Here is a 13637-nt window from a genome sequence, read left to right as displayed (position 1 = left end):
TCCTCGGACAGACCTCCAGATGTGCGGCCCGCCGTCACGACCGCGCCAGCCGATGCTCCACCGCATCCCGAAGATGGTACCACCCGCTCACCACCGGCAGGAACCACGGCCGGCCGTCGTAGAACGGCACCGGCACGGGGGCGAAGCTCGGGGAATCGAAGGCGCTCGGGCGGTTCTGGCGGCCCAAGAGCTTCAGCGCCGCCTGATGGCCGAGATAGGTCATCAGCGCCACGCCGTTGCCGTTGCAGCCGACCGCGAAGTCGATGCCGTCCTGGCGGCCGAGATGGGCGAGCTTGTCGGCGGTCATGCCGACCTTGCCGCTCCAGCAATGCGTCACCCGGGTCTCGGCGAGTTGCGGCCACACCGCCCGCATCAGGGCGTGGAGCTTCGGCGCCGCCTCGCGTTCCGGGACCGTGAACATCCCCGGCCGGCTGCCGAACAAGAGGCGGGTGCCGTCCGGCGAGGGCCGGGCATAGATCAGCTCGCGGCGCGAATCGGTGATCATCCGCCGGCCCGGGTTGATCGCGTCCATCAGCGCCCGCGGCAGCGGCTCGGTGGCGATCTGGTAGCTGCGCACCGGCACCACGCGCTTGCGCAGGTACGGGCTCGCCCGGTCGCTGTAGCCGTTGGTGCCGTAGAGGACGTGCCGGGCCCGGATCCGGCCGCGCCCGGTCTCGACGGCGAAACGCCCGCCCTCGAGAGGCTCGACCGCCAGCACGGGGGCGTGCGAGCGCAAGGTGGCGCCGTGGCGCCGGGCGAGGGCGCGCAGGGCCCGGTGATACTTGCCCGGATGCAGGCCGCCGTAATCGTCGATGACGATGCCGCCGTGGTAGAAATCGGTCCGGGTCACCTCGTGCTGGCGGCTCCGCGGAATCTCGTGGACGGTGACGCCGGTATGGCGCGCCAGCAACTCGCCGTTGCGGCGGAGCCGGTCGTAGTGGCGCGGCACGTAGGCGGCGAAGTAGCGGCCGACGACGCCGAGATCGGCGTCGAGCGCCTCCTCGCGGATCAGCGTCTTCAGGTGCTCGTAGGAGGAGAGAGAGTCTTCCAGGAGCCGCGCCATGCGGGCGGCATCGACGCCCTTGATCGCGCCGCCGATCACCAGCTTCTGCCCGCTCGACACCATGCCGCCGGAGCGGGTCGAGGCCCCGGCCCCCAGCTCCTCCGCATCGACCACCGTGACGGCGACGCCGCTGCGGGCGAGTTCCGCCGCCGCCGAGAGGCCGCAATAGCCCGAACCGACGACCAGCACGTCGGTCTCCTCCGGCAGCGGGTCGCGGACGGTCTCAGGCGGAGCGGCGTCCCACCAGTACGGATCGGTGGTGAAGCCCTCGGCGAGGAGGGCGGCCGGATCAGGCATGGAGGGCCTCGGAGCGGAGGGAGGAGAGGAAACTTTGCGTGCGGGCGTGACGGGGCGCGCCGAAGAGGGCATCCGGGGAGCCCTCCTCGACGATGGCGCCCTCGGCCATGAAGACGACGCGGTCGGCGACCTCGCGGGCGAATCCCATCTCGTGGGTCACCACCACCATGGTGGTGCCGTCGCGGGCGAGCCCGCGCATCACGTCGAGCACGTCGACGATCGTCTCGGGGTCGAGGGCGGAGGTCGGCTCGTCGAACAGGATCGCCTTCGGCCGCATGGCGAGCGCCCGCACGATCGCGACCCGCTGCTGCTGGCCGCCCGAGAGCGCGCCCGGATAATCCTCCGCCTTGTGGGCGAGGCCGACCCGGGCGAGCAGGGCCCGCGCCTGCGCCTCGGCCTCCGCCCGCGACAGCTTGAGCCGGCGCATCGGCGCGAGCGTCATGTTGCGGAGCACCGTGAGGTGCGGGAACAGGGCGTAGTCCTGGAAGACCATGCCGATCTCGGTGCGCAGGCGCTGCCAGGCGCCCTCGTCGCCGAGAGCGACCGGCCGGCCGGCGACGCGGAGGCTGCCGCCATCGGGCCGCACCAGCCCGTTGATGCAGCGGATGAGCGTGCTCTTGCCCGATCCGCTCGGGCCGATCAGCACCACGACGCTGCCCGCCTCGACGTCGAGGTCGATGCCGCGCAGGGCCCGGAACGCCCCGAACTGCTTCGTCAGCCCATGCAGGGAGATCAGCGGTTCGGGGGTCATGCGGCCAGCTCCCGCACCGCCCGCTTGAGCGCGTCGCGCGCCGCCTGGAGCTGCGTGCGCCGGGCGACGAGGGCGGCGCGGCGCGTCTCCAGCCGTCGTTGCGCCGCCTCGACCGCGCGGGCGACCGCCTCCGGTGCCGGACCGCCCGGGAGGGTGCGGGCGGCGACGCTCGCCGCCGGATCGAGGCTCCCCCGCACCGCCTCGCCGGAGAGCCCGAGGGGCCGGCCGATCTGGGCCTGGGCCGCCTCGTCGACCATGGCGGGCGTGATGCCGTCGGCGGAGAGGCCCGCATCCATCGCCGCCCGCACCACCGCGCCGACGACGTGGTGCGCCTCGCGGAAGGACAGGCCGGCCTCGCGCACCATCAGATCGGCGAGGTCGGTGGCGGAGGCGAAATCCTCGGTGACGCGCCGGCGCATCAGGGCGGCGTTGGGCCGGGCGGTGGCGATGACGAGGTCGAACAGGGACAGGCAGCGCAGGGTTTCCTCGCCGGCCTCCCACACCCCGCGCATCGTCTCGCGGTTGCCGTCGATGGTGTTGGTGAAGTGCGTGCCCTTCACGGCGCTCGCCGCCGCCACGTAGAGGCCGAGCATCTGGCCGGCCTTGCCCTTCAGGTGCTCCAGCACCACCGGGTTCTTCTTCTGCGGCATGATGCTGGAGGTGCCGGTGACCCGGTCGGGAAACTCGATGGTCTGGAACTCGTGCGAGACCAGCACGTGGTAATCCTGCGCCACCCGGCTCCAGCCGATCGCGACCTGCGACAGGCCGGCCAGGATCTCGAGGCCGAAATCGCGGGTCGCGACGGCATCGAGGGTGTTCTCGACGAGCCCGTCGAAGCCGAGGCTCGCGGCAAGGCGATCCCGGTCGATCGCGAAGGCGGTGCCGGCGAGCGCGCCCGCCCCGAGCGGGCTGAGATTGGTGCGGGCCCAGGCATCCGACAGGCGGCCGAAATCCCGCGCCAGCGCCTGGGCGATTCCCGCGAGGTAGAAGCCGTAGGTGACGGGCTGGGCCGGCTGGAGATGGGTGTAGCCGGGCATCACCACGTCGCGGAACCGGTAGGCGCCGTCGAGGGCATGTTCCTCGACCGAGAGCAGCGCCTGGCCGGCATCGAGCAGGAGGTCGCGGGCCCGCATCCGGTCGAGGGCGGAGGTCAGGTCGTTGCGGCTGCGGGCGATGTGCATCCGCCCGCCGGCATCCTGGCCGATCAGCCGGATCAGCTGCGCCTCGTAGTTGAAGTACGAATCCTCGCGCTCGGGATCGAGGGGCACGGCGCCGGGGCCCTCCTCCTCCATCCGCAGCAGGCCCGCCGCCAGCGCCCGGGCCGAGGCCGGGGCGATCAACCCGCACCCCGCCAGCATCAGCACGTGGGCCTGGTTGAGGTCGGTCATCGCCGCGAACACGGCGTGGAAGTCGCGTGCCAGGCGCGGCGCGTAGATGTGCTCGCACACTTCCTTGGCGACCGGCTCGGTGAGCCGGCGGCTGACCTTCGATTCCATGGCTGAGACCTTTTTGTTAGATCTTAGGGCCGGGCCGGCCGCGGCCGGTCGCGCCGGGGTTCAGGGAAGCTGCGGGGCGGGTGCCGTCGCGGCGGAGGCTGCGGGGACGGGACGGGCTTGCATCCGGCCGAGGCGCCGTTCGAGCCAGCGGCCGAACCAGGACAGCCCGGAGCAGATCACGAAATAGGTGACGAGCACGGCGCCGTAGACGAGGAAGGCCGGGTTCCAGCCCTCCATCATCGTGGTGCGCTCGACGATGATCTGGCCGACCTTGAAGAACTCGCCGACGCCGACGAGGGCGCCGAGCGAGGTCGCCTGGATCAGGAGCGTGAGCAGCCCGACGAAGGGCGGCAGGATGGCCCGCAACGCCTGCGGGCCGGTGATGAAGCCGTAGACCTCCCAGGTCTTGAGCCCGAGCGCCGCCGCGCTCTGCCATTGGTGGCGCGGCACGGCGTTGAGGCCGCCGCGCACGATCTCGGCGCCGTTGGCGCTGCCCCAGAGCGACAGGCCGACCGTCACCGCCCAGAACGGCGTCAGGTCGAGGCCGGCGAGGGGCGCGACGAAGAACACCAGGAAGATGTTCACGATCAGCGGGATGTCGCGAAACAGCTCGACCCAGATCCGCACCAGGATGCGCAAGGCCCGGAACCGCAAAGTCGCCAGGATGCCGAGGAGCCCGGACAGGAGCGTCACGAAGAGGAGCGTAGTGAGCGAGAGCGCCAGGGTCAGCCCGAGGCCCTGGAGGATGAAGGGCAGGTTCCGGACGAGGAGATCCATCGATTGCGCCCCTTCAGTGCCGGAACGGCGCGTTGAGCCGCCATTCGAGCCGGCTCGCGAGGAACGACAGGGCGAGGACCAGCGCGAGGTAGATCACGCAGATCGCCGCGAACATCTCGAGGGTGCGGAAATCCATCGAGATCCGGTCGATCGCGACAAAAGTGAGTTCGGCGAGCCCGATCGCCTGGAGGTAGGACGAGTTCTTCAGGAGCGAGATCGCGGTGTTGAGCATCGCCGGCAGCGCCACCCGGATCGCCAGTGGCGCGGCGACGAGGTGGAAGAAGCGCCAGGGCGTGAGCCCGAGCGCGTACGACGCCTCGCGCAGGCCCTTGCCCACGGTGGCAAGCCCGCCGCGCAGGTTCTCGATCTGGTAGGCGCCCGCCCAGAGCGTCAGGCACAGCACGCCCGACCAGAACAGCGACAGCTTCACGCCGATGCCGGGCAGGCCGTAGAAGATGAAGAACAGCTGCGCCAGCATCGGCGTGTTGCGGATGAACTCGACATAGCCCGCCACGACCCGGCCGAGGACCGGCACCTCGAGCACCCGCACCGCCGCGCCGAGGAGGCCGACGATGACGGAGAGCACGATCGCGATCAGGCTGACCTGCACCGTGAGCCACAGGCCGCGCATGAGCGCCGGCCCCTGCGCCATCAGGTAGGCGAGATCGAACTCCATGCCGGCCTCTCTTCGTGGTCGGGGGGTGGCGGATCGGTCGGTCGTCTACGAGAGCCAACCCGCTGTAGACGCTGTAGCTTTCTCTTCTTCCCTCGTGCCAGGGCAGCCCGGGAAGGGTGTGGCGCGGGTTTCCCCCTCCCCCCTCTGCGGGGGAGGGTGCCCCACGGAGTGGGGCGGGAGAGGGGACGCCGGTTCCGGAGAGGTCGCGACCGTGATGACGGACGCCACCTGGAGCATCGTCGCGCTGCCCCTCTCCCACCCGGCTCCGCCGGGCACCCTCCCCCGCAGAGGGGGGAGGGGAAAACCTGCGCCTTTGCCTATCCCCGGACAGCCTCTGCGCAGAGGAGGCTCAGGCCCTCAGCGCGCCGTCGGCTTCGGCTTCGTGAAGGCCTCGGCGTAGAACGGGCGCAGGTCGGCCGGCACCCATTTGTCGACCCACTTCGCGTAGAGACCGTCCGCCTTCATCCGGGCGAGCGCCGCATCGACATAGGCGAGCCATTCGGGATCGTTCTTGCGCAGGCCCGCGGCGGCATCCGTCACCGCGAAGGATTCTCCGACGAGGCGCAAGGACGGGTCCTTGGCGGCGACAACCACCAGGGTCGCGGCATCGTGCGTATAGGCGTCGCCGCGGCCCTGCTTGAGTGACTGGAGGGCGTCCGAGGCGGTGTTGAGCCTCAAGGTCTCGACCTTGGGCATGTTGTCCTCGAACCACTTCGCCTGGGTCGAGCCCTTGAGCATGATCACGGTCTTGCCGGCGACGTCGTCGAGCTTCCTGATCGGGCTGTCCTTCGCGACCAGCATGTCCGAGCCGCCCCAGCGGTAGGGCTTCGAGAACTCGATCACCCGGGCCCGCTCCGCCGTGACCCCGAGGGTGGCGATGAGGATGTCGACCTTCTTGCCCATCAGCTGCGGGATGCGGTTCTCGGCGGTGACGCAGGTCAGCTCGATCTTGTCCGGGGAGCCGAAGGCCCAGGCGGCGATCTGGATCGCCATGTCGGTCTCGATGCCGGCGAAGTTGCCCGATTCGTCCTTGTAGCCGTAGGGCGGCTGATCGCAGCGCACCCCGGCCCGCAGCACGCCCGCGGCCTGGATCGCCTTCGGCAGCGGCGGCAGCGCCTGGGCGGCCGCCGCGGACAGGCCGGCGGCGAGAGTGACGGCCGCAAGGGCGGTGCGGGCGAGGTGCCGGAGCAGGGTCATCGGGGTCCTCTCTGGTCGAATGGATTCGTGTCGGTCGGTGCGTCCATGGCGCCCGCGCCGGAGCCGGTCAGGACCGCGACGGCGTGACGGCCGGCGAGCGCGCCCTCGGCGCCAAGCACGGACAGGGCCGCGACGCCGGCGGCGGCGGAGAGCTCGGCGTGGAGACCGGCCCGGCCAAGGCGCATTTGCGCGGCCCGCGCGGCCGCGTCGTCGACGACGACCGCCGTGCCGCGGCTCTCCCGCAGGGCGTGGAGCGCCTGGAAGGTCACGGTGTCGCCGCCGATCGACAGCTGCGCCGTCCGGCCCGGAAACGACTCGCGATAATCGGCCCCGGCGAGGACGCGGGCGAGGCGCGGGAACGGCTCGACGGCGACGAGCCGCGGCATCCCGCGCCCGAGTTCCTGGAATCCGAGCAGCAGCCCCGACAAGAGGTCGCCCCGGGCGCACGGCACCACGACGAGGTCGGGCAAACCGTCGGCGGCGATCTCGGCCGCGAGCGCCTTGTAGCCGGCGATCCCGAACGGGTTGGTGCCCAAAGCCGGCCGCCGGTAGTTGGTGGCGGCGAAGGCCCCCTCGGCGGCGAGCCGCCCGACATGCTCCCAGCGCGCCGCAGTGTCGGCGACCTCGACCAGCCGGGCGCCGGTGGCACGGATCGCCCGGCGGGCGCCGTCGGGCATGGAGGGGGTCGTGGCGATCTCGGCCGCCAGTCCCGCCCGCGCCGCATAGGCCGCCAGCGACACGCCGGCATTGCCGCTCGAGGCCGCCGCCACCAGCGTGGCGCCGCGCTCGCGCGCCCGGGCGAGCAGCGGGGCGCTCATCCGGTCCTTGTGCGAGCCGGTCGGGTTGCACCATTCGAGCTTCAGGGACAGCCGGCCTAGCCCCGCCTCGGCGGCAAGGTCCGGCGCCTCGACCTGCGGTGTTCCACCCTCGCCGAGCGAGATGCCGCCGGTCGGGGGCAACACGATCCGGCCCTGTGCTGCACCGCGAAAGACGAGGCGCAGGTTCGACGCGTGCTCCTCGGCCGCGCAACGCGGGCACCCCGCGTCGTGGTCTCCGAGGGGGAGCGCGAAGTCGCAGCGCAGGCAGGAGAGCCCGCTCGGGGACTGGATCTGTACGGCGATCTGCTCGGACATGGCGAGCAGTGTGTGGGGCTTCCCCTATCTGGTCAAATGCTGGTTTTTGCGCATGCTATTCACGGCTGATATGGGGTGATGCATGAATCTGAGGCAGGTCGAGGCTTTCCGCGTCGTGATGCTGCGCGGATCGATGACGGCGGCGGCACAGGCCCTACGCACCTCGCAGCCGAGCGTCAGCCGGCTGATCGCGGAGCTCGAATCGGCGACCGGCCTCACCCTGTTCGAGCGTCTGGCCGGGCGCCTGCGCCCGACCGACGAGGGATTGTCGTTCTACCGCGAGGTCGAGCGCAGCTTCCTGGGGCTGGAGAACCTGGCCCAGGTCGCGCGCGACATCCGGGTGTTCGGCAGCGGGCGCCTGCGGGTCGCCGCGATGCCCGTGATGGCGCTCGGCTTCATCCCGCGCTGCATCCGGCGCTATCGCGAGCACTTCCCGACTGTCGCGATCTCGCTCCAGATGGGCAGCGACGGCACGGTGATGCGCTGGATGTCGGCCTCCTATTGCGACATCGGCTTCATGGCGAACGTCGTCGAGACGCCGTTCATCGAGTCTCGCCCGCTCTACGCGATTCCGGGCCTGTGCGCCCTGCCGCCCGGCCACCGGCTGGCGGAACGGGCCGTCATCGTGCCGGAGGACCTGGAGGGGGAATCCTTCGTCTCCCTGTCCCTGGAGGACGGGGCGCGGACCCGGGTCGACCGTGCCTTCGAGGCCGCCGGCATCCGCCGCCAGCTGATGCTGGAGACGCCGTTCGGGGCGACCATCTGCGCCCTGGTCGAGCAGGGGCTCGGCGTCGGCATCGTGAACCCGATCGCGGCCGACGATTACCGCCGCAGCGGCATCGCCTTCCGGCCGTTCCGGCCCGAGATCCCGTTCCACGGCCACGCCCTGTTCCCGAGCCGCCACCTCAACAACCCGCTCATCGACGGCTTCCTCGCGGTCGTGCGCGAGGAGCTGGCGGGCTACGAGACGACGGCGACGGGGGTCATGGGATGAGCGGCACGTCGAAGCCTGTTCGCTCGGCTTTGTGAGCTTTTCCCATCTTCGACCTCATCCTGAGATACTGGAGATCGGAGATCGCAGACTGAAAGGAGCCTCGAAGGATGGCTCCAGACATCTTCACGATCCCTGGAACCCTCCTTCGAGGTCAGTCGATTTTCAATCGACTATACGGAATCCGGACGATCACGTCCGGATTCCGGATCATCAGCCCGCGCGGCGCCTGAGCGAAGCCGCTTTCCGCATCGCGAAGCGATCAATCGGAAAGCGTATGATACCTCAGGATGAGGTCGTGTGTGGGAGCGGGCGCCTGAGGCCATCAAACAGACTCCCAATGTCGGTGCGCCGAGATCCTGCAGCCACAGCGAGGTGGGCGCGAGATCGAACACTTGCATCGCGAGGTCGCCACCCGGTTGCGCGGTCGGAATCATCGAAACGGCAGGCGTGAAGGGTCGGTCCAGCCTTGCGGCCCGACCTGATATCGCATTGTAGCTTTGTTGAAACGTATAGCCGTCAGGTCTGTGCCGAGCGTCCAGGGTGGTGCGGGCGTCAACTCCGCGCGAAGCGGTCGAGGGAGAAGGGCCGGAGGTCGACCCGGCTGCGCCCCTCGGTCATCACCTCGGCCGCGGCGGCGCCGATGCCGGCCGAGTGCTTGAAGCCGTGGCCGGAGCACGCCGACACCACCAGGATTCGGGCGTTGCCCGGATGCCGGTCGATGATGAAGCCCCGGTCGGGGGTGACGGTGTAGAGGCAGGCGGCGGCCCGGACGACCTGCGGCGTCGCCCCCGCGAGGCGCCCGGCAATGTGGTGCCGGTACATCCCGGCCGATTCCTCCGGATGGACGGTCCGGTCGGCGGCGTCGGCGGTCGTGCCGTCCGCATATTGCTCGGTCGCGACCTTGACGCTGGTCTCGCCGGCTTGCGGCGGGAAGCCGTAGAAGTAATCGGTGTCCGTCGTACCGTGCATCCAGATATAGACCGGCGCGTCGGGACCATAGGCCTTGGTCTCGTCGAGGGCATACCAGTGCAGGGTCTGGCGTTTCACGTCGAGCAGGCGGTCGAACGGCGCCCCGAGGAGCGGGGCGGTCCAGGCGCCCGCCGACACCACCACCTCACCGGCGAGGAAGGTGCCGGCCGAGGTCTCGACCCGCACGCCGTCGCCGTCTCGAGCGATCGACAGCACTTCGATTCCGGTGCGGATCGTGGCGCCGAGGTCGGCGGCCCGCTTGAGCTGCGCGGCGATGCAGGCCTCGGGCCGGACGTAGCCGCCGCCGGGCTCGTAATAGGCGATCTCGCCGCCGTCGAGGCCGAGGAATTGCGGGAAGCGGCGGGCCACCTCGCGCCCGTCCAGCACCTCGTGCGGGATGCCGAAGTCGCGGGCGGCCGCGATGGAGTTGCGCACGAAATCCGGCTTGCCGTGATGCGAGTTGGTGCCGCTGCCGGGCGCCATCACCAGGGCGCCGCAGGCGTGAAGCAGGCTCTCGCCGGTCTCGGCCTCCAGTTCGCGCCAGATCCGGTGCGCGTCGAGGACGAAGGGCACGTAATCGCGCCCCTCGCCGATCGCCTGCCGGGTGATGCGCGTCTCGCCGTGGCTCGAACCCATGGTGTGCGGGGGCGCGAACCGGTCGAGGCCGATCACCGAGGCGCCGCGCCTGGCGAGCTGGTAGAGCGCCGCGCTGCCCATGGCCCCGAGGCCGATCACCAGGAAATCCGCCCGCTCGCTCATCGTCACGCCCTGCCCCGCTCGCTTCGTTCGACCGGAGGCTGCCCGAAACGGGGGAAGCGGGGCAAGGCATCCGCCCGCAGGGCAGGGGCTCGCCAGGAAGGCCCCTCCCGAGTCACACCCCGAGCGGGCCGGTATAGCGCTCGAGCGCGCCCCACGCCTCCGCGCCGAACCGGCCCTTCCACTCGGCATAGTAGCCCGCCCGCTCCAGGGCGGCCCGGAAGGGCGCATGATCCGGCCTGGTGACGACGAGGCCCCTGGCGCGCAGCCGCGCCTCGGCTTGCGTGTTCATCTGGACGAAGGCCTGCCGCTGGCGCTCGACCGCCGTGTCGAAGTGGCGGCCGATCAGGGCGCGGGCCTCGTTCGGCAGGGCATCCCAGGTCCGGCCATGGGCGAGGATCCACAGCCCGTCCCAGGAATGGCCGGTGCGCGAGAGGTACTTCTGGACCTCGTAGACCCGCGTCGCCTCGATCTGCGGCAGCGAGTTCTCCATCCCGTCGGCCACCCGGGTCTGCAGGGCGGCATAGGTCTCGGCGAGGTTGATGGTGGTCGGCGCGGCGCCGAGCGCCCGGAACAGGGAGGTCAGGAGCGGGCTCGGCGGCACCCGGATCTTGAGGCCCTGGAGATCGGCCACCGCCTCGACCGGCCGTGCGCCGGTGATGACGTCGCGAAACCCGTTGTCGACGACGCGGAAGGCCTTGAGGCCGAACTTCGCCAGGGCGTCCCGGATGCGCTCGCTCAGCGGCCCGCCGTCGAGGGCGGTCCAGAGCGGCACGTAGCCCGAGAAGGCGTAAGCCAGGCCCGGAATGCCGGCGAGGGGCACCAGGGTCTGGAGCGAACTCGCCGAGGTGAGGGTGAAGGCGATGGCGCCCGAGCGTAGCTGCGACTGCATGCTGAGTTCGCTGCCGAGCTGGCTGTCGGGATAGAGCGTGATGTCGATCCGGCCCTGGCTCTCGGCCCGGATCGCGTCGAGCGCCTCGACGAGGCAGGTAGTGGCCGGATGCGCCTGCGGCATCGGCGAGCCCATGCTCAGCCGCAGCGCGTCGGCCCGGGCCCGGCGGAAGGGGAGGGGGCTCAGGACCAGGCCCGCTCCCAGACCCTGCACGATCGTCCTGCGCGTCGGCATCCCGTCTCACCCCGTCGCCGGTGTACCCCCGGCCGTCGCGACGATATCCGGAGGGGCCTAGCTCTCACAACGTGCCGGGGGTTAGGCCGATCGGCCGATGAGGCGCGGTCTGGGGATAAGCTTTGACCGAGGCGGCGCGGGAACCCTCCTCTCCCCGCCCGCGGGGAGAGGCGGAAACCCGCGCCTCTTCGTTTTCCCGAACAGTTCCGCCGCGAGAGGGAAGAAGAGGCGCCCCACCCCCGATTGACCCCGGTGAACCCCGCCGCTCCCAAGACCAACCCACCGATTCGAAGCTATTGCCGACGATTCTCCCGAATCCCGCATGGAACTCTTCACGAATCGACCGGTGGAGCCGCGTCGGGATGCCAGATCACCATGCCAGGGGACTCGCAGCGGCCCCACGCCCGATTCGTCTGTGAATCGAATTTAACATCCACCGCCGAATCTCGACTCCGCGTTGCGGCGCAGGCCCGACTCGTGACACGACTCGTAACGTTACGAGTCGTGGAGTCGAGAGCGATGGCCGATACCCCGTCTCAGCGCGTCAAGAAGCTCCGCGAAGCCCGCAAGGCCTCCGGGGAGACGGAGACGAACGTCTGGGTGCCGGCGCAGGTGCAGCAGGCGATCGACGCGGCGGTGCGTGAGGGCAAGTTCCCGAACCGGCGCCTCGCGATCATCCACGCGCTCGAGCAGGTTTTCGTGGGACAACAGATGTAGACGCAGCAAAGCAAAAAAGCGCCGAGGTGGGGACCTCGGCGCTTTTTGGGATCTCATAACGGGGGCTGGGGAAGCCGCCGCTTGAAGACCGGATTGGCATCCTCCTTCTAGCGGTTCCCGACCTTCTCGTCAATGACGCCCTCTCGGGCGAACGGTCCCGCTTTGCCTCCGTCCAAGGAGGTGTGGAGTGGAGATGGTTCAGACCGGGGGCCGGCCGCTGACGCGCGCCGCCCTCGCAGGGAAGAGACGCGCCCTCGAGGACGGGCGTACGGTCACGCGCAAGGAACTGTCGGCGTCCGCCCGCGAGGCGGCGAAGGCGCTCGGCCTTCGTCCGTCGCTGCGGCTGGTCCTGTCCGAGCTCGTCGCCACCTGGGGCGAGCAGGAATGGTCGCGCCTGATCGTATGGCCGTCGAACGAGTACCTGGTGTCGCGCACCGGGCTGTCGGAGCGTGCGGTGCGCTATGCGCTCCGCGACCTCGTCGGCCTGGAGATCATCGCGCCGAAGGATTCCGCCAACGGCAAGCGCTACGCGATCCGGTCCCGCGACGGGACGATCCTCGACGCCTTCGGCTTCGACCTGACGCCGCTCCATGCGCGCCGGGGCGACTGGGCGCTGGCGATCCAGGCGCGGGCCGAGGCGCGGGAGCGCCGCCGCCGGGCCTTCGATCTCGTGACGATGCACCGGCGCGCCGTGGCGGAAGCCCTGCAGGCCTTCGCGACCCGCTATCCCGACGCCACGATCGCCGACCTCGCCGAGGCGCAAGGGAGCCTCGACGCGACCACGCCCGACCGGCGCGGCGCGGGCGATCCGGAACTGGTTCTGGAGGCCTGGGGAGAACTGCGCCGGATGGTCGAGGATCGCTTCTACGCAGCCGGCTGTGACGGCAACACGTGCCCTCACGTAGAAACAGAGAAAGGATCTCCTACCGAGGCTTGGAGCAAGGACTCGTCGGGGAAGGCGGATGCGCCTCGCCCGGTCGAGCGGCCGGTGGCGGGTCTGTCGCCGGCGCTGGTGGTCGAGGCCTGCCCGGTGGTCCGCGACCTGGTGGGCGACGATCTCCGCGAGGAACACGAGATCCTCGATGCCGGCCGGGTGCTGAGGGCGACGATCGGGGCGCATGCGAGCGCCTGGGCCGAGGCCTGCGCTGCCGTGGGCCCGTACGAGGCGGCGATCCTGGTGCTGGTCGTGGCACAGCTGCACGACGACGATGTCGGGTCGGGCCGGAACCGGATTCGCAATCCGGGCGGCTATTTCCGGCGCCTCGTGCGTCTGGCCGGGGAGGGGCGCTACCAGCTCGGGACCGAGCTTCTCGCCATGCGCCGGCGGCGGATGACGTGACGATCGGTGCCGTGCCCGACACCCTCGTGCGGATGAGCGGCAGTCATGCCGAATCCATCATCGTTCGGGGTCCGGGATGGGAAAACCTGTGCCGGACAGGCAGAACCCATTCGATCTGTGAGGACAGCATCGTCAGCGAATGTCTCCATCCCATTCGCGACCTCATCCTGAGGTGTGAGCGAAGCGAGCCTCAAAGGAGGGTTCCAGCGAGCGCAGAGACTTCTGGAACCCTCCTTCGAGGTCGATCGATTTACGATCGACTAATACCTTAGGATGAGGTCGTGGGTGGGATTGAGGATTTGGATCGATGGCACCGTCGATCTCGGACGTGCCTGGGATCGAAACG

12 protein-coding genes are annotated in these 13637 nt (G+C 70.3%); 3 read left to right on the top strand and 9 right to left on the bottom strand.

Going from position 1 to position 13637, the window contains the following annotated elements; genetic code table 11:
* Nucleotides 1–34: 34 nt before the first annotated feature.
* The 7 genes from AC3AOF_RS11760 to AC3AOF_RS11730 all read right to left on the bottom strand — a co-directional run bounded on the left by AC3AOF_RS11760 (nucleotide 35) and on the right by AC3AOF_RS11730 (nucleotide 7390).
* A complete protein-coding gene (locus tag AC3AOF_RS11760; protein ID WP_488348620.1) occupies nucleotides 35–1360 on the bottom strand; it encodes an NAD(P)/FAD-dependent oxidoreductase in 1326 nt (441 codons plus the stop codon).
* A complete protein-coding gene (locus AC3AOF_RS11755; protein WP_488348619.1) occupies nucleotides 1353–2111 on the bottom strand; it encodes an amino acid ABC transporter ATP-binding protein in 759 nt (252 codons plus the stop codon). Before AC3AOF_RS11755 ends, AC3AOF_RS11760 begins: the two co-directional genes overlap by 8 nt.
* Nucleotides 2108–3607, bottom strand: a complete 1500-nt coding sequence (gene argH / locus AC3AOF_RS11750; RefSeq protein ID WP_488348618.1) for an argininosuccinate lyase — start codon at nucleotides 3605–3607, stop codon at nucleotides 2108–2110. The genes AC3AOF_RS11755 and argH overlap by 4 nt, the downstream gene beginning before the upstream one ends.
* Before the next feature lie 60 nt (nucleotides 3608–3667).
* Nucleotides 3668–4384, bottom strand: a complete 717-nt coding sequence (locus AC3AOF_RS11745; RefSeq protein ID WP_488348617.1) for an amino acid ABC transporter permease — start codon at nucleotides 4382–4384, stop codon at nucleotides 3668–3670.
* A 13-nt stretch (nucleotides 4385–4397) separates the two neighbouring features.
* On the bottom strand, nucleotides 4398–5060 hold the full coding sequence (locus AC3AOF_RS11740) for an amino acid ABC transporter permease (RefSeq protein ID WP_488348616.1): 663 nt from the start codon (nucleotides 5058–5060) through the stop codon (nucleotides 4398–4400).
* A gap of 357 nt (nucleotides 5061–5417) precedes the next feature.
* Nucleotides 5418–6257 (bottom strand): transporter substrate-binding domain-containing protein, encoded by an 840-nt coding sequence (locus tag AC3AOF_RS11735; protein ID WP_488348615.1) that lies wholly within the window; start codon nucleotides 6255–6257, stop codon nucleotides 5418–5420.
* The gene (locus AC3AOF_RS11730; protein WP_488348614.1) at nucleotides 6254–7390 is read right to left on the bottom strand and encodes a PLP-dependent lyase/thiolase; all 1137 of its coding nucleotides are present in this window, start codon (nucleotides 7388–7390) and stop codon (nucleotides 6254–6256) included. Before AC3AOF_RS11730 ends, AC3AOF_RS11735 begins: the two co-directional genes overlap by 4 nt.
* Nucleotides 7391–7472: 82 nt before the next feature.
* On the opposite strand from AC3AOF_RS11730, the gene AC3AOF_RS11725 reads away from it, so the two are divergent.
* Nucleotides 7473–8384, top strand: coding sequence for a LysR substrate-binding domain-containing protein (locus AC3AOF_RS11725; RefSeq protein ID WP_488348613.1), 912 nt, complete (start codon nucleotides 7473–7475; stop codon nucleotides 8382–8384).
* A 552-nt stretch (nucleotides 8385–8936) separates the two neighbouring features.
* Here the strand turns inward: AC3AOF_RS11725 and solA are convergent.
* On the bottom strand, nucleotides 8937–10112 hold the full coding sequence (gene solA, locus AC3AOF_RS11720) for an N-methyl-L-tryptophan oxidase (protein WP_236992817.1): 1176 nt from the start codon (nucleotides 10110–10112) through the stop codon (nucleotides 8937–8939).
* A 112-nt stretch (nucleotides 10113–10224) separates the two neighbouring features.
* A complete protein-coding gene (locus tag AC3AOF_RS11715; RefSeq protein ID WP_488348612.1) occupies nucleotides 10225–11235 on the bottom strand; it encodes a TRAP transporter substrate-binding protein in 1011 nt (336 codons plus the stop codon).
* 519 nt (nucleotides 11236–11754) lie between these two features.
* On the opposite strand from AC3AOF_RS11715, the gene AC3AOF_RS11710 reads away from it, so the two are divergent.
* Complete coding sequence (locus AC3AOF_RS11710) at nucleotides 11755–11952, top strand: hypothetical protein (protein WP_236990562.1); 198 nt, start codon at nucleotides 11755–11757, stop codon at nucleotides 11950–11952.
* 193 nt (nucleotides 11953–12145) lie between these two features.
* Nucleotides 12146–13291 carry a plasmid replication protein RepC gene (gene repC / locus AC3AOF_RS11705; RefSeq protein ID WP_336886966.1) on the top strand — a complete coding sequence of 382 codons (1146 nt, stop codon included), beginning with the start codon at nucleotides 12146–12148 and terminating at the stop codon, nucleotides 13289–13291.
* Nucleotides 13292–13637 lie beyond the last annotated feature (346 nt).

The sequence above is a fragment of the Methylobacterium sp. 142-1Y genome, from assembly GCF_057747795.1.
Note: the sequence above shows the minus strand (reverse complement) of the source record. Positions and strands in the feature narration are given on the sequence as shown.

Coding starts and splice junctions, on each gene's coding strand:
- AC3AOF_RS11760 (WP_488348620.1), bottom strand. CDS start 1,360: ATGCCTGATCCGGCCGCCCTCCTCGCCGAGGGCTTCACCACCGATCCG.
- AC3AOF_RS11755 (WP_488348619.1), bottom strand. CDS start 2,111: ATGACCCCCGAACCGCTGATCTCCCTGCATGGGCTGACGAAGCAGTTC.
- argH (WP_488348618.1), bottom strand. CDS start 3,607: ATGGAATCGAAGGTCAGCCGCCGGCTCACCGAGCCGGTCGCCAAGGAA.
- AC3AOF_RS11745 (WP_488348617.1), bottom strand. CDS start 4,384: ATGGATCTCCTCGTCCGGAACCTGCCCTTCATCCTCCAGGGCCTCGGG.
- AC3AOF_RS11740 (WP_488348616.1), bottom strand. CDS start 5,060: ATGGAGTTCGATCTCGCCTACCTGATGGCGCAGGGGCCGGCGCTCATG.
- AC3AOF_RS11735 (WP_488348615.1), bottom strand. CDS start 6,257: ATGACCCTGCTCCGGCACCTCGCCCGCACCGCCCTTGCGGCCGTCACT.
- AC3AOF_RS11730 (WP_488348614.1), bottom strand. CDS start 7,390: ATGTCCGAGCAGATCGCCGTACAGATCCAGTCCCCGAGCGGGCTCTCC.
- AC3AOF_RS11725 (WP_488348613.1), top strand. CDS start 7,473: ATGAATCTGAGGCAGGTCGAGGCTTTCCGCGTCGTGATGCTGCGCGGA.
- solA (WP_236992817.1), bottom strand. CDS start 10,112: ATGAGCGAGCGGGCGGATTTCCTGGTGATCGGCCTCGGGGCCATGGGC.
- AC3AOF_RS11715 (WP_488348612.1), bottom strand. CDS start 11,235: ATGCCGACGCGCAGGACGATCGTGCAGGGTCTGGGAGCGGGCCTGGTC.
- AC3AOF_RS11710 (WP_236990562.1), top strand. CDS start 11,755: ATGGCCGATACCCCGTCTCAGCGCGTCAAGAAGCTCCGCGAAGCCCGC.
- repC (WP_336886966.1), top strand. CDS start 12,146: ATGGTTCAGACCGGGGGCCGGCCGCTGACGCGCGCCGCCCTCGCAGGG.